Origin of the sequence: Rathayibacter sp. AY1C1 (assembly GCF_002932105.1) — a bacterium.
GTDB lineage: Bacteria > Actinomycetota > Actinomycetes > Actinomycetales > Microbacteriaceae > Rathayibacter.
Window position 1 is genome coordinate 17054 of sequence record NZ_PSWH01000012.1, and the last position, 24066, is coordinate 41119.

The window sequence follows — 24066 nt, forward strand, 5'->3', positions numbered from 1 at the left end:
GCGCACCCGGCCGGGCCGGCTGAGAGCTCAGCCGGTCCGGGCGAGCGGTGCGGCGAAGAAGTCCTTCTCGAACGAACTCGACCGCAGGAACGCGTCCCTCATCGCGGCGCGCTCCCTCGGTGAGGCGTCGCGGGCGGCCTGCTCCGTGAACTCGATCGCCCGCTCGGTGGCCGTCGCGAAGACCGGGTCGCCGTAGGTGAGCAGCCAGTCCGCGTAGGGGTGCTCGGGGTGCCCGGAGGCGGCGAGGCGCGACCCGACGTCGGCGTAGAGCCAGAAGCAGGGGAGCAGGGCGGCGACGATCTCGCCGTAGCCGCCGCCCGCGGCGACCGCGAGCAGGTGGTCGGTGTAGCCGCGGGTCACGGGCGCGGGAGCCGCGTCCCGGGTCCCGAGCCGGTCGCGGTGCAGCTGCGCCTCCGCCGCGAGGGCGGACGCCGAGCCCTCGGCCCAGAAGACCTGCTCGGCGGTGGTCGGCGCGCGCTGCGCCGCCACGGCCAGGACGCGGGCGTACTCGGTGAGGTAGAGAGCGTCCTGCTCGAGGTACCACTCGAAGTCCTCCCGCCCGAGGGAGCCGTCGCCGAGGGCCCGCACGAACGGGAGCGCGTCGATCTCGTCGCGGAGGGTCCGCGTCCGCTCCCAGACGTCCGCGCAGAACGCCGGAGGACGTTGCCGGTGGAAGTGGTCGATCGGGCCGTTGCCGGAGCCGACCTCGAGAGCATCGGCGGCGCGCAGGGCGCCGGTCAGCCACTCCTTGGCCTCCGTCAGCGCCTCGACCAGGGCGTCGGAGGAGGCGTCGCGCCCGGCCAGGAGCGTCGCCATCGCGGACGAGAGCGAGCACCCGGTGCCGTGCGTGTTCGAGGTGGCGACGCGCTCGCCGGGGACCTCGCGCACGAGGCCGTCGGGGGTGACGATCGCGTCCGGGGTGGCGGGGCCGTCGAGGTGGCCGCCCTTCACCAGCACGGCGGCGTCGAGGGCGCGGGCGAGCATCGCCCCCTGCGCGAGCGCGGCCGGCCAGTCGGAGGCGGTCGGCTCTCCGGCCAGCACGCCCAGCTCGGGGAGGTTCGGCGTCACCAGGTCGGCGCGGCGGAGCAGGTCGCGCACGGCGTCCTCCGCCTCGGGAGCGAGCAGCCGGTGACCGCTGGTCGCGACCATCACCGGATCCACCACCACGACGGGCGGGCGGACCTCATCGAGCCACTCGGCGACGACTCCGGCGTACTCGGCCGTGGCGAGCATCCCGATCTTCACCGCGTCGATCGTGACGTCGTCGCTCACCGCGTCGAGCTGCTCGCGGAGGAACGCGGCGGGTGGCAGGTGCACGGAGCGGACACCGTGCGTGTTCTGCGCGACGAGCGCGGTGACGACCGCCATGCCGTAGCCGCCGAGCGCGCCGATCGACTTGAGGTCGGCCTGGACGCCTGCACCGCCGGTCGGATCGGTGCCGGCGATGCTGAGGACACGGGGGACGCGGGCGCCGGCGGTCACCGGTCCCACTCCGCTCGGATCAGGCGGGCGGCCGCCGCGGGGTCGGCGGCCGTGCAGAGCGCCGACACGACCGCGAGGCCGGCCGAACCGGCGAGGCGGAGTGGCCCCGCGTCCGCGGCTCCGACTCCGCCGATGGCGACGCAGGGCAGCGCCGTGGCCGCGGCGAGGGCGGCGAACCCGTCGACACCGAGGGGAGCGGGGTGGTCGGGCTTGGTCGCGGTGGGCCGGATGACGCCGACGCCGAGGTAGTCGACCGTCCCCGCGGGCAGGGCGCGGACGGCGGCGAGGTGCTCGGGGGTGTTCGCGGTGAGCCCGATCACCGCGTCGGGTCCGAGCAGCGAGCGGGCGGCGGTGACGGGGAGGTCGGACTGCCCGAGGTGGACGCCGTGGACGCGGGCGCCCGCGAGGCGGGCGGCGAGGGCGACGTCGACGCGGTCGTCGACCAGCAGGGTCGTGCGCTCGTCGAGGACGGCGGCGACGGCCCGGGTCAGGGCGACGAGCTCGGCGGCGGGGGCGTCGTGATCGCGGATCTGCACGGTCGTGACTCCGCCCCGGACGGCGGCGGCGACCACCGCGGGCACGCCGCGCGGGCCGCACTGGGCGGTGTCCGTGACGAGGTAGAGCGAGAGGTCGAGGCTCATGCGATCCGCGCCCCGGCCTCGGCGTCGGCCGGCTGGAGGGCAGCGAGGGCGTCGAGGAGGCCGACGGCGAAGGACCCGGGACCGCTGCTCGCGGCGGCGGCCCGCTCGGCGGCGAGGCCCCAGACCGCGGAGGCGCTGACGGCCGCGTCGAGCGGGCGGGCGCCCGCGCCGAGGAACGCCGCCATCACGGCGCCGAGCGCGCAGCCGCCGCCGGTCACGCGGGTCAGCAGCGGGTGGCCCCCCGTGACCCGGACGATCCGCTCGCCGTCGGTGACGAGGTCGACCGCTCCCGAGACGGCGACCACGCCGCCGGTGCGGCGGGCGAGGACGCGGGCGGAGTCGAGCGCCTGCTCGGCGGTGTCGACGGCGTCCACGCCGCGGCCGCCCGCACCGGCTCCCGCGAGGGCGAGGATCTCGGAGGCGTTGCCGCGGATGATCGCGGGCCGCGCCTCGAGCAGCTCCACCGCCAGAGCGGTGCGGACGGGCAGCGGGCCCACGGCGACCGGATCGAGCACCCACGGGGTGCCGGCGCGTCCGGCCGCGGCGACCGCCTCGCGAGCACCCTCGCGCTGCTCCGCTCCGGGCGTGCCGAGGTTGACGAGCACCGCGGAGGCGAGGCCCGCGAAGACGCCCGCCTCGCCGGGCAGGTCGCACATCGCCGGGCTGGCGCCGAGGGCCAGGAGGCTGTTGGCGGTGAAGCCGGTGACGACCGTGTTCGTGATGCACTGCACCAGGGGCTCGGCGGCGCGGAGCTCGGCGAGATCGCGACCCACGGACGCCGGGTCGGGCGCCGTGTCGGCGGGGAGGGTCGGGTGGACAGGCGTGCGAATGCTCATTCGCGACATCCCTTCGCTAGTACGAACTAGATCAGGTTCAACGGGTCTTCTCTCAGCCCTGGCGGGCACCCCGTGTCACTGCGCACGACCCTAGCAGCGGGCGCGGGCGCGCTCGCTGCTGCAGTGCGAGAGGAGGGAGCGGGCCGTCGCCGCCCCTTCGCCCGGGAGCGGCCGCTCAGCCGGTGAGGATCGTCGAGTCGCCGCGCGGCCCCACCGCGACGCGGAGGCCGATCGGCAGCCGCTCGCGCATCGCGTCGACGTGGCTGATCAGGCCGATCGTCCGACCGCCCGACCGCAGCTCGTCGAGCGTGCTGAGCGCCGTCTCGAGCGTCTCGGCGTCGAGCGAGCCGAAGCCCTCGTCGATGAACATGGTCTCGAGCGAGATGCCGCCGGACTGCGCCGTCACCACGTCGGCGAGGCCGAGGGCGAGGGCGAGCGAGGCGAGGAACGTCTCGCCGCCGGAGAGCGAGGCGGGCTGCCGGCGGACGCCGGTGAAGGCGTCGAGCACGTCGATCCCGAGGCCGGAGGCGGCACCGCGGTAGGCGAGCGAGTCGTCGTGGGCGAGGGCGTAGCGGCCGCTGGTCATCGCGTCGAGGCGGAGGTTCGCCGCGGTCACGATCTCCTCCAGGCGTCCGGCGAGGGCGAAGGCCTCGAGGTCCATCCGGCGCGTGTTCTGCCCCCGGCCGGAGACGGTCTCGGCCAGCGCGCGCAGCTCCTCGTGGCGGTGGAGACGCTCACCCAGCACGGCGAGGCGGCCCGCGGCCGTCGCGGCGAGCTCGGCCAGGCGCTCCGAGCGGTGCTCGAGCACGGAGAGGCCGGCTCGCGCCTCGTCGCGACGGGCGGAGGCCTCGCGCGAGCGCTCCTCGGCGGCGGCGAGGTCGACGGCCGTGCCCGGCAGTCCGCGGAGCTCCGGGTCGGACAGCACCGCCTCCGTCGCGCTCCGCCGTCGCTCGTGCTCGGCGACGACGGCCTCGGCCCGTGCCCGGTCCCCGCTGGCCAGCGCGGCCGACTCGGCCTCCTCGGCGGTCGTGAAGCCGCGCTCGGCGAGGACCTCGGCGAGCTCCTCCCGGGCGGCGGCGGCGGCCTCGGACCGCGAGACGGCCGCCTCCTCGGCCTCGACCAGGGCGACGGCACGGCGGCGCTGGGCACTCAGCTGCTCGACCCGCGAGGCGACGCTCGTCGCGCCGTCGCGGAAGGCCTCGACGCGCTCCCGCAGCAGCCGCAGCGCTTCAGCGGCGAGGGCGGACTCGTCGGCGCGGGCGCGGTGCTCCTCGCGAGCGGCGTCCCGTCCGGTCGTGAGAGCGTCGATCCGGGTGCGCAGCCGGGTGCGCTCGCGCCGCAGCTCCTCCATGCGGGCGGCGGCGCGGCGCGCCGAGGCGAGCCGCTCCTCGTGCGCCGGGCGGAGCGACTCCGGATCCGCGTCCTCGCCCACGCGCTCCTCTAGCGCCGCGAGAGCCCGAGCCGCGGCTCCCTCGCGCTCGCGGGCGCCGTCGAGGGCGGCGGCGGCGCGCTCCACCGCGACGCGGGCCCGGTCGAGGTCGTCGGTGCCGACCGTCGTCGGGCCGTCGTGCTCGGCCGGGCGGGGGTGCTCGCACGAGCCGCAGACGGGGCAGGGCTCGCCCGGCTCCAGCCGCTCGGCGAGCTCCCCGGCGAACCCGGCGAACCGGCGCGCGATCAGGGCGGCCTGCTCCGCGGCGCGCTCGCCGTGGACGCGCGCCGCGTCGGCGTAGGCCGTGCGGAGCCGTTGCAGGCCCGCCGCAGTGAGATCGCGCTCGAGGGCCGCGGCGATCCTCCGCTCGAGCGCGTCGAGCTCGTCGACGCGCGCGGGGACGGCGGCGGCCTCCCCGGCCAGGGACTCCTCCTCGCCGGCGAGCGCGTCGACTCGAGCGGGCAGCTCGCGCAGCTCCGCCTCGATCCCCGCGAGCGCGGTCGCCGCCGCCTGCTCGGCGCGCGCGGACCGCTCGGCGACGCGCTCCGCGTCGGGGAGCCGGCGCTCCTCGGCCAGCGCCTCGGTGAGGGCGCCGAGGACGGCGGCGAGCCGTTCGGCCGTCTCGGCGGCCGGGCCCCCGGACGCGTCCCCGTAGGCGTCGGCCGCGAGGTCGCGCTGCTGCCGGGCGGCCCGCTCCTTCTCGGCGGCTGCCCGGGCGGAGCGGAGCAGCGGCAGCACGCCGTCGGCCCGGCGCGCGCGCTCGATCGCGGCCCGCTGCTGCTCGACGTGCGCCTCGGCGACCACGAGCTCCTCCGCCTCGATGAGGGCGCGCCGGCGCCGCTCCTGGCCCCGGGCGATGCGCCGTGCCTCGTCGAGAGCGGTGCCCGCGGCCTCGTGCGCCGCGTCGGCAGCGGCGGAGCCGGCCCGGGCCGCCTCGAGCGGAGCGGCGAGCCGCGCCGGCAGCCCGGCGAACCAGGCGGCGTCCGGCAGAGGCGGCTCGGCTCCGTCATCGAGGAGCCGGACGGCCTCGTCCGCGAGCGCCGTCACGGCCGCGCGCTCCTCCTCGAGCCCGACGGCGCTCGCGTCGCGCTGCTCGAGCAGGCGGCGGCGGAGCAGATCGAAGCGCTCGGTCGCGAAGAGCGTGCGCAGGAGCCGCTGCCGGTCGTCGTTCTTCGCGAGCAGGAACTCGTGGAAGCGGTTCTGCGCCAGCAGGATCACCTGGAGGAACTGGTCCTTCGTCAGGCCGACGATCCGGCCGATGTCGGCGCCCACCTCCTTCGCGCTCGACGAGAGCCCGACCCAGGTGCCGTCGACCTGCTCCAGCAGCTCGACTTTCGCCGGCTGGGTCGTGGTGCCGGTGCCGCGCCGCTTCGGCCGCTCGTACTCGGGCGAGCGCCGGACGCGGTAGACGCGTCCCGCCGCCTCGAAGTCGAGCTCGGCGAAGGTCTCGTCCTCGGGGCCGCTGTGGTCGCTCCGGAGGCGCGAGGCGGTGCCGTCGAAGCGGGGGACCGAGCCATAGAGCGCGAACGCGATCGCGTCGAGGATCGTCGACTTGCCCGCTCCGGTGCGCCCGGCGATGAGGTACACGCCCACGTCCTCGAGCCGGCCGAAGTCGACGCACTGCTCGGCGCGGAAGGGTCCGAGTCCGGCGAAGGCGAGTCGGCGGATCCTCACCGCAGAGCCTCGGCCTCGACGGCCGCGAGCGCGTCGAGGGTGAGGGCGCGCTCGGTCTCCGTGGCGCCGTGACCGCCGCGGACGTGGGCGAGGAAGTCGTCGACGACCTCCACGTCGCTCCGCCCGCGGATCCGCTCGGCGTACGCGCGCGGCTCGGCCACGGCGTGCGGGGGCCGGTGCTCGAGCGTGGCGCAGCCGGGGAAGCGCGACTGCAGGCGCGCCATCGCGTCGAGCGGGCGCACGGGATCGGTGAGCACCGCCGAGACCCAGTCGCCCTCCACCTCGGCCAGGGAGGGATCGCGCAGCAGCTGCTGGAGCTCGCCCTCGATCACGCTGAGCCTCCTCGGCACGGGGAGCGGCGACCACTCGACGCCCTCGAGCCCCTCGGGCCCGATCGTCACCAGCCAGGCGCCGCGCGGCTTCGACGCCTCGCCGAACGAGTAGTGCAGCGGCGCTCCGGAGTAGCGCACTCCCGGCAGCAGCTCGGCGCGTCCGTGGATGTGCCCGAGCGCCGCGTAGTCGGCCGCGGCGAAGTGCTCGACCGAGACGTAGTCGAGCCCGCCCGCCGTGATGTCGCGCTCGAGGACCGCGGCCGGGGCTCCGACCGCGAAGCAGTGCGCGAGCACGACCCAGGGACGGCCCGCCGCCTCGGCGGCGGCGCGCACCCGCGCCATCGCGAAGGCGAGCACGTCCTCGTGGCGGCGCAGCTGCTCCTCCGGGTGCCGGTGGCGGTAGAGGGCGGGCTCGAGGAAGGGGATGCCGTGGACGCCGACCTCGAGCCCGGACGCGTCGCGCAGCACGACCGGCTCGGCGTACGCCTCGGGGTCGGTGAGGACGTGGACGCCCGCTCCGCGAAGGAGCCCCGCCTGGAAGCCGAGCCGGGCGGGGGAGTCGTGGTTGCCGCTGGTGAGGACGACCTCGGCGCCGGCCGCGCGGATCGCCTCGAGCGTGCGGGTGAGGAGGGTGTAGTGCTCCGCGGCGGGCACGGCGGAGTCGAAGACGTCGCCGGCGATCAGCACCGCGTCCACGCGCTCGGCCCGCACCGTCTCGACCAGGGCCTCGAGCACGGTCGCGAGCGCCGCCGTCGTGGAGTGCCCGTGGAAGGTGCGGCCGATGTGCCAGTCCGAGGTGTGCAGCAGCTTCACGGTCGTCCTTCCTCTGCGTCGTCCGGGGGAGCGACTCCAGGCTAGTGAGGCCCTCCGACACCGGCGGCGCAGCGGACACCTCCCGTTCACCGGGAGGTGCACAATAGGGCGTCGGTCGAGCAGAGGAGATGGTCGTGAAGCTGCCCCGCGTCCCCGCGACGATCCTGGGTCTGGGCTCGCGCACCCGCGCCGCCGCCGAGGACACCGCTCCCATCCAGCGTCTGCGCCCGGACGACGAGCCGGTCCGCACCAGCACGGTCGACAACGCGATCTACCAGGACGGCCGCCGGGTCGTCTCTCCCGGCAGCATCCCGGAGGCGCTCGCCGCCCTGCAGAAGCTGCCCGACGCGATGGCGTGGATCGGGCTGTACCGGCCGAACGCGGCCGAGCTCGCCGCGCTCGAGGACGAGTTCTCGATGCACCCGCTCGCCCTCGAGGACGCGATCAGCGCGCACCAGAGGCCCAAGCTCGAGCGGTACGGCAGCGACATGTTCGTGGTGCTGCGCGCCGCCAGCTACTCCGACCAGCGCGAGGAGGTCGACTTCGGCGAGCTCCACCTGTTCGTGGGGTCGAACTTCGTCGTCACGGTCCGCCACTCCGAGAAGCCCGACCTCTCGCTGGTGCGGCGGCGGATGGAGGCCGATCCGGAGCTGCTGCGCGTCGGCCCGGTCGCCGTGCTGTACGCGATCCTCGACGCCGTCGTGGATCAGTACTCGCCCGTCGTCGCCGGTCTCGAGAACGACATCGACGAGATCGAGGCGCAGGTCTTCGAGGGCGACCCGGCGGTGTCCCGCCGCATCTACGAGCTCAGCCAGGAGGTGCTGGACTTCCAGCGCGCGGTCGCTCCGCTGACCGGCATGCTCGGGCGGCTCGTCACCGACTTCGAGGTGTTCCAGTCGGATGTGGAGCTGCGCCGCTACATCCGCGACGTCGCCGACCACGTCGCGCTCGTCACCGAGCGGGTCGACGGCTTCCGCACCACGCTGCGGGAGATCCTGGCGGTGAACGCGACCCTCGTCGCCCAGCGCCAGAACGAGGACATGAAGAAGCTCGCGGAGGTGGGCAACCAGCAGAACGACGAGGTCAAGCGGATCTCCGCCTGGGCGGCCATCTTCTTCGCGCCGACCATGATCTCGAGCATCTACGGCATGAACTTCGACGTGATGCCCGAGCTGCACGTGGCGTGGGGGTACCCGGCGGCGCTCGCGGCGATGCTCGCCTCGAGCGTGGTGCTGCACCGGCTCTTCAAGCGGTGGGGTTGGCTCTGAGCCCGCGTCCCGCGACGTGTCAACACCGTGACGGTCCCGGAGGCTCCGCGTAGCGTCGCTCGCGGGCCGTCCGGCCCCTGAACGGAGGGACTCCCGATGACTCCGGAGGACACGACCACGACGGCCCCGCGGCCCCGCTCCCTCTGGCGGGCGGGCGCGGCTCCGATCCCCTCCGACGAGTTCGTGCCGGGCGCGCACTACGACGACGTCGTGGTCGGCGCCGGGCTCACCGGGCTGGTCACCGCGCTCCTCCTGCAGCGGACCGGCCGGCGCGTGCTGGTGCTGGAGGCGCGGGAGGTCGGCGCCGTCACGACCGGGAACACGACGGCGAAGCTCAGCCTCCTGCAGGGAGCGCACCTCTCCCGGATCGCGGAGCGCAACATCCCCGCGGTGACCGAGGCCTACGTCGCGGCGAACCTCGCGGGCTTCCGCTGGCTGCTCGACTACTGCGAGGGCGCGGGCGTGCCGGTGCAGAGGCGCACCGCCTACAGCTACGCTCAGACGCCCGAGGGCGTGGACGCCGTCCTGAAGGAGCATGCGACCGCGCGCCGCTTCGGCCTCGCGACCCGCCTCGTCGGCGAGCTCGACGTGCCGTTCCCCAGCACGGCGGCCGTCGCCCTCGACGACCAGGCCCAGTTCGACCCGATGGACGTCCTCACCGCGCTCGCCGCCGACTTCCGCGCCGCCGGGGGCAGCCTGGTGCAGGGCGTCCGGGCCCTCGGGATGCGAGCGACCGCTCCCGTCCGGGTCCGCACCAGCGCGGGCCCGGTGACCGGGGACCGGGCCTACCTGCTCACGGGGGCGCCGATCCTCGACCGCGGCCTCTACTTCGCCAAGATCGCCGCGCTGCGCTCGTACGCGGTCGCGTTCCGCACCGACGCGCCGATCCCCGACGGCATGTACCTCTCGGTCGACGAGCCGTCCCGCTCGGTGCGCGACGCCGAGCGCGACGGCGAGCGGCTCCTCCTGATCGGCGGCAACGGCCACCCGGTGGGGCGCAGGCCCGTCACCTCGGAGGCGGTGGACGACCTGGTCGCCTGGACGCGGCGGTCCTTCCCGGGGGCGGAGCCGGTCGCGCAGTGGAGCGCCCAGGACTACGAGCCGTTCCACCGCGTGCCGTTCGTGGGCTGGCTGCCGCGGGGCCGCGGACGGATCTTCCTGGCGACCGGCTACGACAAGTGGGGGATGACCAACGCGGTGCAGGCCGCGCTGACGCTCGTCGCCGACCTCGAGGGCGCGACGCCGGCCTGGGCGAGGACGCTGCACCGCCGGCCCACGCTGCCGCGGGTGATGGCGGAGGGGCTCGGCGCCGGGCTGGCGGTGGGCGCCTGGTACGCCCGCGGCTGGTCGGCAGCGCTCCGCGCGCCCCGCTCGGCCGGGGTGGTGCCGGCGGAGGGCCAGGGCTCGCTCGCCCGCGACGGCCTGCAGCCCGTCGCGGTCTCCACCGTGGAGGGGCGGCGCTGCGCGGTGTCGGCGGTGTGCCCGCACCTGGGCGGGATCGTCACCTGGAACGACTCGGAGCGCAGCTGGGACTGCCCGCTGCACGGCTCCCGCTTCGCAGCCGACGGGACGGTGCTGGAGGGGCCGGCGGTCGAGCCGCTCGCCCCGCTGGGCTAGGACGGCCGCCGGCTCAGCGGAGCCGACGGCCGAGGCAGGCCCCGCGGAGCAGGCGGCTCAGTCCTCGTCCGCTCCGGGCTCCGCGACCTCGTCGCCGTCCGCGCCCGAGGCGTCGCCGGTCGTGTGCAGATCGGTGTCGCCCGGGATGCTGAAGTCGCTCAGCGGGTCCAGGGGCTTCTTGTCGTCGGTGTCGTCGCTCATGCCTGCCACCCTACGAGCGTCCGGCGAGGCGCTGCACCGCGGCGACCGGGATCGACAGCCACTCCGGCCGGTTGCGCGCCTCGTAGATCGCCTCGTAGACGGCCTTGTCGAGCTCGAACGCGTCGAGCACCGCCCGGTGCGCGGTGACCGCGTCGCCCGCCTGCTCGGCGTAGCCCTCGAGGAACGCGGCACGGCTCGCCGCCGCCCACGCCGCCCTCGAGGCGCCCGGCTCGGCCTGCTCGTGCGCACCCGCCGCGTAGTCGAAGGAGCGCAGCATCCCCGCCACGTCGCGCAGCGCCACGTCGGGAAGACGGCGCTCGTGCATGGGCCGCAGCGGCTCGCCCTCGAAGTCGAGGAGCACCCAGCCGCGATCGGGCACGGACAGGACCTGCCCGAGGTGGTAGTCGCCGTGGATGCGCTGGAGCCTCGGCCACGGAGCGGTCTCGGCGGCGCGGAACACGGCCTCGATCGCCTCCGAGTCCTCGGCGATCACGGGGACCTCGGCCGAGGCGATGCGCAGGCGACGGCGCATGGCCGCGACCATCCGCTCGACGACCTCGGACGTGGTGTCCTCGGTCGGCATGACCTCCGCCAGCGTCGCGTGCACCTCGGCGGTGGCGCGGCCCAGCTCGCGGGCGGGTCCGGTGAAGTCGGAGTCGGCGGCGACCGCCTCGAGGGCGACGCGCCACGCGTCCTGGACCCCGGGGAGGAACTCCTGCGCGAAGGCGAGGTGCCCGAAGGCGCGGCCCGTCTCCTCGCCCTCGTCGTCCCACTCGCCGGTCACGTTGCCGATCACGGGCGGGACGAGGGCGCTCCCGGCGGCGTTGAGCGCCGACTGCACCGTCACGTCCGGGTTGTCGCCGTGGTGGAGGGCGCGGAAGACCTTGACGATCACCGGGGTCGCGTCGGATCCGTCGTCGGCGGTGGTGCGGACGATCACCGAGGTGTTCGACTGCTCGCCGCTGAGCACCTTCGAGGACGCGAACGCCCCGATCGCGGCACCCGGTTGCCGGTGGCCCTCGGCGCGGGCGCCGCCCTGGGCGCCGTCCTCGTCGGAGCGGCCACCGTCGGCGATCATCCCGAGCAGGGCGCGGGCGAACACCGGGTCGCGCGGAGCGTCGTACACGAAGTGCGCGTCGTCGGAGTAGACGAGGGCGTCCTCGAGCCCGGGCACCGGAGCCGCGTGGACGGTCACCGGCACCTGGTACAGCACCGGGCTGGTGCCTGCCCGGTCGATGAAGAGGTGGTCCACCACCTCCGCCTCGCCGGGGTGCAGCGACCAGGCGCCGCGGACCTCCAGCTCGGGGCGCCGCCCCTTGCTCGCGTACCACCTCTGGTCCGCCACCCATGCGGCGATGCGGTCGATCGACAGGCCTGCGCTCATGCTCTTCCCTCCGTCGGCACCCCGAACCCTACTGGCCGCGGACGACGGGCGGAGGGGCTTGCGGCGGGGCGCTCAGGCCAGCTCGAGCACGTCCAGCGTCCAGGCGTACTCGAACGCGATCTCGCGCCAGCGCTCGTAGCGTCCGCTCACTCCGCCGTGTCCCGCGGTCATCTCGGTGCGCAGCAGCGCGGGAGCGCCGACCTCGCGGAGCCTGGCCACCCACTTCGCCGGCTCCACGTACAGCACCCGGGTGTCGTTGAGGCTCGTCGTCGCGAGGATCCGGGGGTACTGCACGCCCTCGCGGACGTTCTCGTAGGGCGAGTACGACTTCATGTAGGCGTACACCTCGGCGTCGTGCAGCGGGTCGCCCCACTCGTCCCACTCGATCACCGTGAGCGGCAGCGACGGGTCGAGGATCGAGGTGAGCGCGTCGACGAACGGGACCTGCGCGAGGACGCCGGCGAACGCCTCCGGGGCGAGGTTCGCGACCGCGCCCATCAGCAGGCCGCCGGCCGACCCTCCCTGCGCGACCAGGCGGTCCGGAGTGGTGAAGCCCGCGTCGACCAGGTGCCGCGCCGCGGAGACGAAGTCGGTGAAGGTCGTCCGCTTCGCCAGCGTCTTCCCGTTCTCGTACCAGGAGCGGCCCATCTCCCCGCCGCCGCGGACGTGCGCGACGGCGAAGACGACGCCGCGGTCGAGCAGCGAGAGGCGCGCGATCGAGAAGCCCGGGTCGATGCTCGCCTCGTACGAGCCGTAGCCGTAGAGGAGGAGCGGCGCGGGGGCCGAGTCCGGATCGGCGGCGTCGCGGCGCCAGACGAGCGAGAGCGGCACCCGCGTGCCGTCCTCCGCCACGGCCCACTCCCTCCTCTGCACGTAGAGCGCGGGGTCGTAGTCGCCGAGCACCGGCTGCTGCTTGAGCACCGTGCGCTCGCCCGTCGCGACGTCGAGCGCGAGCACGGTCGAGGGGGTGACGAACGAGGTGTAGGCGAGGCGGAGGGAGGGCTGCTCCCACTCCGGGTTCCCCGCCAGGCCCGCGTCGTAGAGCGGCTCGTCGAAGACGATCTCCTCGAGCCGCGCTCCGGCGCCGTCCTCGCGGAGCAGCCCGAGCCGGGTGGCTCCGTCGGCGCGGTACGAGACGACGACGTGCCCGGCGAAGGCGTCGACGCCCTCGATCCGGCGGCCCTCGCGGTGCGGCACCACCACGCGGCGCTCGCGGGCCCGGGCGTCGGCGTCGAGCGACAGGTCGGCCGGCTCCTCGACGATCTCGAAGTCGAGGGCGCCGTCGTTGTGCACGATCAGCAGGCGGTCGCGTCCGTCGACGACGGCGTGCTCGACCTCGTACTCCACGCCCTCGCGGCGCGGCCACACCGAGCGGAAGGAGCCGGTCGGGTCGGACGCGTCCAGCAGCAGGCACTCGCTCGTGATCTTGCTGCCGATCTCGATGACGAGGAAGCGGCGGCTGCGGGTGAGGCCCACGCCGATCCAGTAGCGCTCGTCGGGCTCGGCGAAGACGACCTCGTCCGGGGTCCCGGCGCCGACCTCGTGCCGCCAGATCGTGTCGGGGCGCCAGGACTCGTCGACGGTCGGGTAGAAGACGAAGCGCGCGTCGGCGCCGAAGGTCGCTCCGCCGCCGGTGCCCTCGATGACGTCCGGCAGGTCCTCGCCGGTCTCGAGGTCGCGGATGCGGAGGGTGTAGCGCTCGTCGCCCTCGACGTCGGTGCCGAAGAGCAGCCGTCGGCCGTCCGCCGAGACGTCGAAGCTGCCGAGCGAGAAGAAGTCGTGTCCCTCCGCCTCCGCGTTGCCGTCCAGGACGACCTGCTCGCCCTCGAGCGGGCCGCCCTCGGCGATCGACGGCGGCGTCCAGTCGTCCGGCCCGCTGATCGGCGCCCGGCAGTGCACGGCGTACTGGCGGCCCTCGTAGGAGCGCGAGAAGTACCACCAGGAGCCCTCCCGGACGGGGACCGAGAGGTCGGTCTCCTTCGTCCGCGAGCGGATCTCCTCGAACAGGCGCTCGCGCAGCGGGGCGAGAGGAGCCAGCACCGCCTCGGTGTACGCGTTCTCGGCCTCGAGGTGCGCGATCACCTCGGGGCTCTCCTTCTCGCGCAGCCACTCGTAGTGGTCGACCACCACGTCGCCGTGGTGGCGGCGCTCGAGGGGGACGCGGCGGGCGACGGGCGGAACGGGCGCGGTCATCGCTCCAGCCTAGGGCGAGGGCGCCCCTGGCCGCCCGGGGTGCCGCAGCGGCGCCGGGCGTGATCACAATGGAGCATGGCCAGCGGTGCGGAGAACGAGTCGGCGACGTCCCGGGCGGGCGGTGCGCGGAGAGTGCAGACCGAGGTCGAGCGCAAGTACGACGTCGACGCGGGCACCCGGCTGCCCGACCTGACAGGCACCGCGAGCGTCGCGAGCGTCCGCACGGAGGAGCCGGTGACCCTCCGCGCCGAGTACTTCGACACCGCCGAGCGCGCTCTGTCCCGGGCGCGGATCACGCTGCGCCGCCGCGAGGGCGGATCCGACCAGGGCTGGCACGTCAAGCTGCCCGGCTCCTCCGGCCGCACCGAGATCCACGCGGAGCTCACGGCCTCGCGCACGGTCCCGTCCGCCGTCCGCGAGCCGGTGCTCGGGCAGGTGGGGCGCGCGCCGCTCGAGCCGCTGGCGCTGCTCGAGACGGTCCGCTCGATCACCCGCGCCCTCGACTCCCACGGGCGGGAGCTCGCCGAGATCGCCGACGACCTGGTGACCGCGCGCGACCAGCGCACCGGCCGCGAGCGGCGCTGGAGGGAGTGGGAGGTCGAGCTCGTCGACGTCCCGGGCGACGAGGGCGAGCGGGTCCTCGACGCGATCGAGCAGCGCCTCCTCGCCGCGGGCGCCCGCCCGGCCGCCAGCGCCTCCAAGCTCGCCCGGGCCACCGGCGGCCCGATCGAGGAGACGGTCCCGGATCCGCGGAACGGCGGGGAGGCGGCGCTCGCCGCGGTCCGCTCGCTCCTGCGAGAGCTGCGCGCCGTCGACCCGCGGGTGCGCCTCGAGGCCGACGACGCCCTGCAACGGATGCGCGTGCTCGCGCGCCGGCTCCGGTCCGTCCTCGCCGCCTCCCGCTCCGTGCTCGACCGTGCGGCGACCGACCCCGTGCGGGACGAGCTGCGCTGGCTGGGAGGGGTCCTCGGCGCGGCCCGCGACCAGGAGGTGCTCGCCGAGCGGTTCCGCACCTCCCTGGCGGCCGTCGAGGGCGCCCCGAGCACCCCCACCGCCCTGCTGGAGGAGATCGAGCACCGGCACGCCTCGGCGCTGCGCCGCGTCGACCGCACTCTGCGCGGCGGCCGCTACCTCGCGCTCCTCGCCTCGCTCGACGCCCTGCTCGCGGATCCGCCCCGCACCGCGCGGGCCGGCTCGAGCGCGACGGCGCTGGTGCGCCGCTCCGTCGCGAAGGATCTCGCGCGCATCTCCGCGGCGGGGTCCGCGGCGGCCGGCGGCTCGCTCGAGGCTCGTCACGACCTGCGGAAGGCGGCGAAGCGGCTCCGCTACACCGTGGAGGCGTGGCGTGCGGTCGTCCCCGAGGCCGTCGGCGCCCGGCGCCGCTCGCTCGCCGAGGCGGGAGAGGACCTCGCCGACGCCCTGGGGGAGGAGCGCGACGCGCTCGCCGCACGTGCGCTGATCCTGGAGGAGGCCGACCGCCGCGGGGAGGGAGCCTTCGCGCTGGGGGTCGTCGCCGCCGAGGAGCGGCACCGCGCCAGGCGGGCCGCGAAGGCCGCGGAGAAGGCGGGGGACCGTCTGGGGTCGCTCTCGCGCTGACCGTGCGGCCCCGCTGTCGCTGTCAAGCCGACGGCCCGGTCACACGGACGAAATCCACGGCGGATAATGTGAATCATGCCTTCCGTCCGTGCTCTTCCGTCACCGCTCCTGCGCCCGCGCCACTTCGACCGCGACGACGTCGTGGTCCATGCCGGCCTGTTCTCGCTGGTGAACTCGAGTACGACGCCCCGCGCGGCCTGGACCGAGGACCTGATCGCCATCGGCGAGGTCCTCGACGCCGCCGAATTCCCCTACCGCCTCATCCGCGGCACCGACGGCTCGCCCTTCCTCGCGGTGGACCGCGTGCTCGGCGCCGAGCTGGCGACGCTGCTGGCGCGCGCCTTCGCGACCGAGCCCTTCTACGCCAAGACGGTCGACAAGCGGGGCACCCCGCCCCAGCTCCTGGCCGAGGGCGTGCTCGCGCCGTATCCGCGCGCCTCCGTCTTCAAGCTCTTCCGCCCGCGCGTCTCCTCCACGGGATCGCTGCGCTACGGCGCCCGCAGCGGCGTCCGCCTCGAGCTGTGGAAGGTGGGCGAGGAGGAGATCATCACTCCCGCCGAGAACGCGCTCATGCGCAACAGCCTCCCCGTCGCCGAAGCCATCGACGCCCACGTCGAGGCCTACGGCCGCACCTGGCCGACGTTCGAGGGCATGTTCGAGCCGCTCGTCAGCGACATCCGCTTCGAGGTCGACATCGTCTTCTCGTGGGTCGACGGCACCGACCTGGAGTTCCAGCGCGCCCGGGCGGCCCGCATGGCGAGCTACGTGGTGGGCGAGGGCGACGACGCTCCGGCGCGCTTCCGCCAGATCGACGAGCTCAAGTACGCCCTGCGCAGCGTCTACATGTACGCGCCGTGGATCCGGCACATCTACATCGTCACCGACTCCCCGCGCCCGCGCTGGCTGGACGAGCACCCGGACGTCACCCTCGTGCGCAGCGAGGACCACTTCCGCGACCTCTCGGTGCTGCCGACGCACAACTCCCACGCGGTCGAGAGCCAGCTGCACCGCATCCCGGGGCTGGCGGAGCACTTCCTCTACTCCAACGACGACATGTTCTTCGGGCGCCCGGTCGACCCGTCGATCTTCTTCTCGCCCGGGGGCATCACGAAGTTCATCGAGGCGACGACGCGCATCGGCATGGGCGACTCCAACGCCTCCCGCAGCGGCTTCGAGAACGCGGCCCGCGTCAACCGGCGCCTGCTCCGCGAGCGCTTCGGCGCGATGACGACCCGTCACCTCGAGCACGCCGCCACGCCGCTCCGCAAGACCGTGATGGCCGAGCTCGAGGCCGAGTTCGAGCCGGAGTTCACCGCGACCGCCGCGAGCCGCTTCCGCTCCGCGAGCGACGTCTCCGTCACCAACTCGCTCTACCACTACTACGCACTGATGACCGGGCGCGCGGTCGTGCAGGAGAACGCCTCGGTGAAGTACGTCGACACGACGATGCACCAGGGGCTGAAGGACATGCGCAAGCTCCTCAAGAACCGCGGAGTCGACTTCTTCTGCCTCAACGACGGCAGCTTCCCCGAGATCTCGGCGGAGGCGCGCACCAAGGCCGTCATCGGGTTCCTCGAGGAGTACTACCCGATCCCGGCTCCGTGGGAGCGCGAGGACTGACCGTGGGCTGGGCCGTCGGGGGAGCGGTGGCCGGGCTGCTGCTCGGCCTGGCGAGCTCGCTCGTGTTCCCGGGCATCGGAGTGGGAGCGGGCGTCGGCGTGGGCGTCGCGCTGGCCGCGGCGCTGGCGTTCGCCGGATGGCTGTTCGCGCGGGACCGTGCCGGCGGGCGCTGACACCGCCGGCCGTGTCCGAGGACGCGGTCGACGCGGCGCCCGGAGGCGTCGGGGCGACCCCGAAGCCCCGTCGCGTCGCTACGCGCTGACGCCCACCCGCTCCACGAGCGGCGGGTAGAGCTCCTCGTCCCGGGCGACCGGGGCCGCCGTCGCCGCGGCGATCTCGACGCCGTGGTCCGCGAGGATCCGCTGCGTCTCGTTCGCCGAGACGTAGGACACCTCGGTCGAGGCGCCGATCGGCACCACCGAGTGCAGCACCGTGCCGTCGTAGACGTGGATCAGGTTGAACGCCTGGGCGCCGTTGCGGGCGCGGGTCGCTCCCACCGGCACGTTGAGGTCCTGGGTGTAGCAGGTGGCCGACGCGACCGAGACCGGGATGCCGGCGAACATCGCCGTCGACGAGTAGTGCAGGTGGCCCGCGATGATGCTGCGGACGTCGGAGCCCTCGAGCACCTCCGCGAGGGCGGGCTGGTCGCGCAGCTCCACGAGGACCGACAGGTCGAGCACGCTCGGCACCGGCGGGTGGTGCAGCGCGAGGATCGTGCCGTGCGGGGCCGGGCTGGAGAGCTCCTCCGCCAGCCAGTCGAGCTGCGCGTCCGAGATCTCCCCGTAGTGGGCGCCGGGCACGGTGGAGTCGAGCGCGATGATCCGCAGCCCGTTCACGTCGTGCACGCGGTCGACCGGCTGCGTGGTCGGGAGCTGGTCGAGCAGCCCCGAGCGGAACGCGCCGCGGTCGTCGTGGTTGCCCATCACCCAGATCACCTCGGCGCCGAGGCGTGCGGCCGCGGGCTCGACGACGGCGCGCAGCTTCGCGTACGCCTCCGGCTCGCCCTTGTCGGCGAGATCACCCGTGATGACGATGGCCTCCGGACGTCCGCCGGACGCCTCCAGCTCGTCGAACAGGAGCCGCAGCTGGGCCTCGCTGTCGACGTCGGAGCCGTACAGGCCGCCGTCTCCGGCGATGAAGTGGGTGTCGCTCAGGTGAAGGATGAAGTGGTTGGGCCGGGGGTACTCGGCCTGGCGGAGGGACATGATCCTCGGGTTCCACGATCGGCGGGAGCCGGATCACGCGACCCGGCGTCGGCACTTGCGCACTGCTCCAGCGGAGGCGACCCCGCTGCGATCAGTCCATCATCGCGGGGTGAACTCCGGGCCAACACCGGTCGGCGCGTCATCGAACGGTTCTCCCAGGTTGCCGGTCGCTGCGCGGTCCTCCCGGACCCCGGAGGACCGCCGCGATCAGAGCCGGGCGAGCAGCCGCGCGTAGAACTCGATGGCGCGCTCGAACTGGTCGGCCTCGACCGACTCGTCGACCCCGTGGATCCCGAGCTGCTGCCGCGGGCTGATCTCGAACGGGATGAAGCGGTAGACGTGGTCGCTGATGGCGTGGAAGTGCCGGGCGTCGCTGCCGCCGGTCTGCACGTAGGGGGCGACGACCGCGTCCGGGAACGACTCCTGGACGACCGCGCGGAGCAGGTCGTACGGCCCGCCGTCGCCGGGCTCGCCGGTGGGGGAGACGGGGGAGGGCTCGTGGGCGACCTTCACCTCGACCTCGACCTCCGGGTCGTCGATGACGGCGCGGATGCGCTCGACCACGCCCGCCACAGTGCCACCCGGGTTGATCCGCACGTTCGCGGTGGCGCTGGCGCTGGAGGCGAGGACGTTCGCGCCGGTGCTGCCGCGCAGCTCGGTGATCGCGACGGTCGTCCGCAGCATCGCGGCCGAGCGGTTGGAGTGGGCGGCGAGCGCGCCGATGACGGCGTCCGGATGCTCGTGGGGCCGGCTGTACCAGACGGCGTGGGCTGCGTCCGCGTGGTCGGCGGCGGCGCGCACCAGCTCGGCGATCGGCTCGGGGAGGGTGGAGGGGAACGGGTTCTCGGTGAGGCGGTGGATCGCCCGGGCGAGCCGCTGGGTCGCCAGCAGGCCGGGCGGGGGCGGCGGGGCGGACGCGTGGCCGCCGGCGTCGCGGCAGGTCAGCTCGAGGTTCATGATCCCGCGCTCGGTGACCCCGATCACGGCGAGGGGGGTCGTGACTCCGGGCAGGATGCCGCGCCGCACGTTCCCGCCCTCGTCGAGCACCAGGCGGGGCCGCACCCCGCGCGCGCCCAGCAGGGCGACGACCGAGGGGGCGCCATCGCCCGCCGTCTCCTCGTTGTGGGTGGAGAGCAGGTAGACGTCGTTGCGGGGCCGCTCGCCCCGCAGCACGGCCGCCTCGACCGCTTCGAGGAGGGCGACGAGCGAGCCCTTGTCGTCGAGGGCGCCGCGCGCCACGACGGAGGCGCGGCCGTCCGCGGCGACGACCGTCTCGGCCGCGAACGGGTCGTGCGACCACTCCGCCGCCGTCACGCTGACCACGTCGTAGTGGGCCATCAGCACGGCCGGCTCGCCCGGCTCCTCACCGCGCCAGCGCCAGAGGAGGGAGTGGCCGGCGACTGTCTCGAAGTCCAGGGCCGCGTGCAGTGCCGGGTAGAGCTCGGCGACGAGCGTGCGGAACGCCTCGAAGCGGCTCCAATCGGTGGCCGTCTCGTCCGAGTGGGACACCGTCTCGACGCGCAGCAGGGCTTGGAAGCGCTCGAGCGCGGTCGTCGTCACCGGGCTAGCCTACGACGGCGGTGCCGGGCTCCCGGCCCCGGCGAGCGGAGGTGCGCGGTGGGACTGCCCGAGGTGTGCGTCGTCTACGTCCTCCGCGAGGGCCCGCGGGGCGCGGAGGTGCTGCTCGGCCGGAAGCGCCGCGGCCTCGGCGAGGGGCGCGTGGTCGCTCCCGGCGGCAAGCTCGAGCCCGGCGAGTCGCCCGTCGCCGCCGCCGTCCGCGAACTGCAGGAGGAGGCCGGGCTCGTCGCCCGAGCGGCCGATCTGGAGCCGCGCGGCGTGCTCGACTATTCCTTCCCGCACCGGCCGGCCTGGAGCCAGCGCTCGCACGTCTTCCTCTGCCGCCGCGTCACCGGCGAGGTCACCGAGTCGAGCGAGCTCGCCGCCGCCTTCGTCCCGGTCGAGGAGGTGCCGTTCGAGCGGATGTGGGATGACGCCCGCCTCTGGCTGCCGGGCGTGCTGCGCGGGGGCGCGCCCGTGCGCCTCCGGGTCGAGTTCGGCGCCGACCTCGCGAGCGTGGCCTCGTGGGGGCCGGCCGACGCTCAGACGAACGTTCCCGCCACCAGCAGCGCCAGCAGCGAGATCACCGAGGCGATCGAGAGCGTCAGCGAGTAGGCGGTGAACGTGCCCCGCACGGTGAGGCCGAGCACGGACTTGAAGAGCCAGAACGCGTTGGCGTTGACCATCCCGAGGAAGAGCGCGCCGGAGCCGGCGGCCAGGGCGATCAGCGCCGGGTTCACGTCGAGCACGGGGATCAGCGGGGCGACGATGCCGACCGCGGTGATCGCGGCCGTCGAGACCGAGCCGATCGCCGCGTGCAGCACGGCCGCGACGACCCAGGTGAGCAGGATCGGCGAGAGGGCCCGCCCGTCGAAGGCACCGGCGAGCGCGTCGCCGACCCCGGTTCCTCCGACCACGGCGGCGAGGCTGCCGCTGACCCCGGTCAGGACGACGATCGGGCCGCTGCGGGTCAGTGCTCCGCCCAGTGCCGTGGCCACGGCGCCCTTCGGGAGCGTCCGCAGTGCCGTCGCGTAGGCCAGCACCAAGCCGGCCAGCAGCGCGATGTGCGCGTCGCCGAGGAACCGCAGGAGGGGGACGTCGAGCTCGGCCAGCTGGGTGAGCGAGTTCGCGGCGATCAGCACGATGGTGAGGGCGATCGGAGCGACGGCCAGCGCGAGCGGCACCCGCCGCGTCGCGAGCGCCGTGCCTCCCGTGGCCGCGCCCGCCTCGGGCTCGAGAGCGGGCCCCGGGACCGCCCCGCCCTCGAGGTCGCGCTCGTCCCGCCAGCCGCCGCGCTTCACCAGGGCGCTGTACACCAGCACGGTCAGCACGATGGTGACGATGCCCAGCGGGGCGCCGATGGCGACCATCGACGGCAGGGGAGCGCCCGCGATGCCTGCCGTGGCCAGCGCGGCGGCTCCGGGGACGACGAAGACCACGCCCACGATCATCCCGACGATGGAGGAGCCGGCCAGCAGCCCGTAGCCACCGGCACCGAGCCCCCGCGAGGCCAGACGAGTCAGCGGTGCGCTCATCACGACCAGCACGTCGGAGTAGATCGAGGGGAAGGCGACGCCCAGGGTCAGCGCGTAGGCGACCGGGAGCGCGCGCCGACCGAAGCGCTTCACGAGCCAGCGGGCGAGCAGCGGGGCCACGCCCAGCGCCTCCAGGAGCGATCCGAGCAGCAGGCCGAGCGCGATCAGCAGGCCGATGTCGCCGAGGACCGCGCCGAATCCGGACGTCATCGCGGTCACCGTCCCCTCGCCGCCCTGCCCCGAGACGAGGCCGAGCCCGAGGGCCGAGACGAGGAGGGCGATCACCGGCTCGACCTTCAGCACGACGATCAGGACCACGACGGCCACGATCGTGAGCAGGATGAGGAGCACGGGCCAGTAGTCGGTCATGGGCGGTCCTTCTGTCGAGGAGCGGGAGGGCACGGAGACCGGGTCGCCGCGAGCCGTCCAGCCCCGGCCGTGGTGCGCCGCCAGACGGACGATCGCGCGGATCCGCGGAGCCGGGAGAACGCCGCGGAGATGCGGCGCGTCAGCGGAACATACCGATCCCCGACCCTGCTCCCCGACGTCGACGACTTCTTTCGTCATGCAGCATCGCGAACACGCGGGCCGGATGCGCACGGTGCTACTTTCACCGGGCAGACGTCCTCGGGGGGAGGACGCAGCCGCATCTCTCCTCCGTGGTCACCCGCATCCGGACGGCCTCCGCCGTCCGACCCGCCAGGCGCCCTCCGTGGGGCGCCGCCGTCAGCGGGCCACACGACAGCGACGCGATCCGGCCCCGCCCGGACGCGCCCGAGCGCAGCAGGAGCACTACCCATGACGGCACAGATCATCGACGCGACCGATCTCGACGAGCTCCGGCGCGTCGGGCAGGAGCTCCGCGAGGGCGCGACCGTCATCGCGCAGACCGACACGAACTACGGCGTGTTCGCCAGCCCCTTCTCGCGCAGCGCCTGCTTCCGCCTCTACGACATGAAGAAGCGGGACGGCGCGAAGCCGCTCACCCTCTTCGTCTCCGCGCCCCGCGACTGGGCGACCTGGGCCTTCGCCCCGGAGACGGCCGACATGGACGCGCTCGTCGCAGCGTTCTGGCCGGGGCCGCTGAACGTCATCCTGCGCCGCAAGCCCGTCGTCCCGGACTGGGTCACCTCGGGCCAGGACACGGTGTCGGTCGTGCACAACCTCAGCGCCCCGATCAACCTGCTCTCGATATTCGCGGGCCTGCCGCTCGCGGCCACCTCCGCCAACATCAGCGGCACGGTGTCGACCGGACTCGTCGACTTCGACCTCGCCGCGGAGCACCTCGGCGGCGACAGCGACTACCTGATCCGCAGCACCACCGCCCCCGACTCCACGATGAGCAGCACGATCGTCTCCCTCGTGGGCGGCGCGTCGATCGTCCGTCAGGGCGACGTGGGCGCCGACGCACTGCGCGTCGTCGTGCCCTCCCTTGTCTGACCTCGGGCGCGGGGACGCCCCGCGCGGCCGCAGCGCCGCCGGGCTGATCACGGTCTACCGGATCGTCTCGCGCGCCTACTTCCACCTGCCCGTGGTCGCGGTGTTCCTGCTGGCGCGGGGCTACCCGATCCTGGCCGTGGCGCTGCTGCTGGCGCTCTACGGAGTGGTGGCGGCGCTCGCCGACGGCCCGCTCTCGCCGCTCACACGCCGCCTGTCCTCGGCGGGCGCGCTCGTCGTCGGCGAGGGCGTGAAGGCACTGGGCCTCGTCGTGATCGTGCTGGACGCGGATCCGGTCGCCGTCGTGATCAGCCAGCTGCTCGCCGGCTGCGGCTTCTCGCTGACGGCCGGGCGGGACGCCGCGCTGGCCTCCTCGCTGCGCGCCGGAGCCGATGCTCGCCGCCAGGAGACGCGGGTGCAGAGCGGAATGTTCCTCGCCTCCTTCGGCGCGGGAGTGCTCGGGGCCGCCTCGCTCGCGCTCTGGGACCGGCTGCCGTTCCTCCTCAGCGCGCTCGTGTCGTGCGCCGCGCTGGCCGTGGTGCTCCTTGCCCGCCTGCCGCTCGGCGCGAGCGCCGCCTCGGGAGTGGCGGCGCGCGCCGTGCGGCCGGCCGTCCTGCCCGCCGCGGTGCGCTTCTGGTCCCTCTACTACTCCGTGAACCGCGCCGTCCTGCTCGCCGCTTACACCTTCGTGATCCCGCTGCTGCTGTTCCAGGAGCTGCGTCTGACGCTGCCCGCGTTCGGCCTGGTGCTCGGCCTCTACACGCTCGCCGGCCTGGCCGCCGCCCGGCTCTCGCCGCTCATCGCCGGCACGCCCCTGGTCTTCCGGCTGACGGCGCTCACCCAGGTGCTGGGCCTCGCCCTGACCACCCTCGGGGTGCTCGGCGCCGCGATCGCCGGCCTGGCCCTGCTCGGGATCGCGGGCGGCTTCGTGCGGCCCGCGACGATGATCGCCCTGGCGCCGGCGATGAACGGGCTCGAGGACGGCGCCCGGGTCGCGGTGATGCGCGGACTGGAGCGCAACCAGGGGATCCTCCAGGCCGTCCTGCTCGTCGGCGCCGGGATACTCGTCCCCCTCACGGGAGGGACCGCGCCGACCCTCATCGTCCTCGTCGTCCTCGCGGTCCTCGCGCAGACGATCGGGGCCGTCTCGATGCGACGACAGGAGAGGAGGGCCGTCACCGCGGAAGCGGAGTGACAGAGGAAGTCCGGGACGAGCCCGCCGGCGGCGTCCCTCATCCACGTGCAA

19 protein-coding genes and 1 riboswitch are annotated in these 24066 nt (G+C 74.6%); of the genes, 8 read left to right on the top strand and 11 right to left on the bottom strand.

What is annotated here, in order from left to right; genetic code table 11:
- Positions 1-27: 27 nt before the first annotated feature.
- The 5 genes from thiD to C5C71_RS07695 form a co-directional block, all read right to left on the bottom strand.
- Positions 28-1482, bottom strand: coding sequence for a bifunctional hydroxymethylpyrimidine kinase/phosphomethylpyrimidine kinase (thiD, locus tag C5C71_RS07675; RefSeq protein WP_104337456.1), 1455 nt, complete (start codon positions 1480-1482; stop codon positions 28-30).
- Entirely contained in the window at positions 1479-2123 is a 645-nt protein-coding gene (gene thiE / locus C5C71_RS07680) for a thiamine phosphate synthase (protein WP_104337457.1), read from the bottom strand. Before thiE ends, thiD begins: the two co-directional genes overlap by 4 nt.
- The gene (gene thiM / locus C5C71_RS07685) at positions 2120-2959 is read right to left on the bottom strand and encodes a hydroxyethylthiazole kinase (protein WP_104337458.1); all 840 of its coding nucleotides are present in this window, start codon (positions 2957-2959) and stop codon (positions 2120-2122) included. Before thiM ends, thiE begins: the two co-directional genes overlap by 4 nt.
- A riboswitch (TPP riboswitch) is annotated at positions 2951-3042 on the bottom strand. It overlaps the preceding gene by 9 nt.
- A gap of 92 nt (positions 3043-3134) precedes the next feature.
- Positions 3135-6062: an AAA family ATPase gene (locus C5C71_RS07690; RefSeq protein WP_104337459.1), complete on the bottom strand. Its 2928-nt coding sequence runs from the start codon at positions 6060-6062 to the stop codon at positions 3135-3137.
- The gene (locus C5C71_RS07695) at positions 6059-7207 is read right to left on the bottom strand and encodes an exonuclease SbcCD subunit D (RefSeq protein ID WP_104337460.1); all 1149 of its coding nucleotides are present in this window, start codon (positions 7205-7207) and stop codon (positions 6059-6061) included. Before C5C71_RS07695 ends, C5C71_RS07690 begins: the two co-directional genes overlap by 4 nt.
- Before the next feature lie 128 nt (positions 7208-7335).
- Here C5C71_RS07695 and C5C71_RS07700 point away from each other — a divergent pair, with 128 nt between their 5' ends.
- Positions 7336-8475 carry a magnesium and cobalt transport protein CorA gene (locus C5C71_RS07700; protein WP_104262517.1) on the top strand — a complete coding sequence of 380 codons (1140 nt, stop codon included), beginning with the start codon at positions 7336-7338 and terminating at the stop codon, positions 8473-8475.
- Positions 8476-8571: 96 nt separating this feature from the next.
- Positions 8572-10092 carry an FAD-dependent oxidoreductase gene (locus tag C5C71_RS07705; RefSeq protein WP_104337461.1) on the top strand — a complete coding sequence of 507 codons (1521 nt, stop codon included), beginning with the start codon at positions 8572-8574 and terminating at the stop codon, positions 10090-10092.
- 57 nt (positions 10093-10149) lie between these two features.
- Here the strand turns inward: C5C71_RS07705 and C5C71_RS17550 are convergent, their stop codons facing one another.
- From C5C71_RS17550 to C5C71_RS07715, 3 genes are all read right to left on the bottom strand, one after another.
- Positions 10150-10293 (bottom strand): hypothetical protein, encoded by a 144-nt coding sequence (locus C5C71_RS17550; RefSeq protein ID WP_159914626.1) that lies wholly within the window; start codon positions 10291-10293, stop codon positions 10150-10152.
- A gap of 10 nt (positions 10294-10303) precedes the next feature.
- Entirely contained in the window at positions 10304-11677 is a 1374-nt protein-coding gene (locus tag C5C71_RS07710; protein WP_104246557.1) for a phosphotransferase, read from the bottom strand.
- 72 nt (positions 11678-11749) lie between these two features.
- Complete coding sequence (locus C5C71_RS07715) at positions 11750-13870, bottom strand: S9 family peptidase (RefSeq protein ID WP_104268502.1); 2121 nt, start codon at positions 13868-13870, stop codon at positions 11750-11752.
- Positions 13871-13945: 75 nt separating this feature from the next.
- Between C5C71_RS07715 and C5C71_RS07720 the strand changes: the two genes are divergently transcribed.
- From C5C71_RS07720 to C5C71_RS17555, 3 genes are all read left to right on the top strand, one after another.
- Positions 13946-15466 carry a CYTH and CHAD domain-containing protein gene (locus C5C71_RS07720; RefSeq protein WP_104337462.1) on the top strand — a complete coding sequence of 507 codons (1521 nt, stop codon included), beginning with the start codon at positions 13946-13948 and terminating at the stop codon, positions 15464-15466.
- Positions 15467-15541: 75 nt separating this feature from the next.
- The gene (locus C5C71_RS07725) at positions 15542-17086 is read left to right on the top strand and encodes a stealth family protein (protein WP_104233778.1); all 1545 of its coding nucleotides are present in this window, start codon (positions 15542-15544) and stop codon (positions 17084-17086) included.
- Positions 17087-17088: 2 nt separating this feature from the next.
- Complete coding sequence (locus tag C5C71_RS17555) at positions 17089-17259, top strand: hypothetical protein (RefSeq protein ID WP_159939285.1); 171 nt, start codon at positions 17089-17091, stop codon at positions 17257-17259.
- A gap of 78 nt (positions 17260-17337) precedes the next feature.
- On the opposite strand, the gene C5C71_RS07730 is transcribed toward C5C71_RS17555, so the two are convergent.
- Together C5C71_RS07730 and C5C71_RS07735 are read right to left on the bottom strand one after the other, a co-directional pair.
- On the bottom strand, positions 17338-18291 hold the full coding sequence (locus tag C5C71_RS07730; protein WP_104249612.1) for a phosphodiesterase: 954 nt from the start codon (positions 18289-18291) through the stop codon (positions 17338-17340).
- A 207-nt stretch (positions 18292-18498) separates the two neighbouring features.
- A complete protein-coding gene (locus tag C5C71_RS07735; protein ID WP_104337463.1) occupies positions 18499-19851 on the bottom strand; it encodes a M20/M25/M40 family metallo-hydrolase in 1353 nt (450 codons plus the stop codon).
- 57 nt (positions 19852-19908) lie between these two features.
- On the opposite strand from C5C71_RS07735, the gene C5C71_RS07740 reads away from it, so the two are divergent.
- Entirely contained in the window at positions 19909-20463 is a 555-nt protein-coding gene (locus C5C71_RS07740) for an 8-oxo-dGTP diphosphatase (RefSeq protein ID WP_181065444.1), read from the top strand.
- On the opposite strand, the gene C5C71_RS07745 is transcribed toward C5C71_RS07740, so the two are convergent.
- Complete coding sequence (locus C5C71_RS07745) at positions 20391-21752, bottom strand: GntP family permease (protein WP_181028702.1); 1362 nt, start codon at positions 21750-21752, stop codon at positions 20391-20393. The genes C5C71_RS07740 and C5C71_RS07745 overlap by 73 nt on opposite strands.
- A 429-nt stretch (positions 21753-22181) precedes the next feature.
- On the opposite strand from C5C71_RS07745, the gene C5C71_RS07750 reads away from it, so the two are divergent.
- Together C5C71_RS07750 and C5C71_RS07755 are read left to right on the top strand one after the other, a co-directional pair.
- A complete protein-coding gene (locus tag C5C71_RS07750; RefSeq protein ID WP_104225616.1) occupies positions 22182-22823 on the top strand; it encodes an L-threonylcarbamoyladenylate synthase in 642 nt (213 codons plus the stop codon).
- The gene (locus C5C71_RS07755) at positions 22816-24015 is read left to right on the top strand and encodes a hypothetical protein (protein ID WP_104225617.1); all 1200 of its coding nucleotides are present in this window, start codon (positions 22816-22818) and stop codon (positions 24013-24015) included. Before C5C71_RS07750 ends, C5C71_RS07755 begins: the two co-directional genes overlap by 8 nt.
- Positions 24016-24066: the final 51 nt, after the last annotated feature.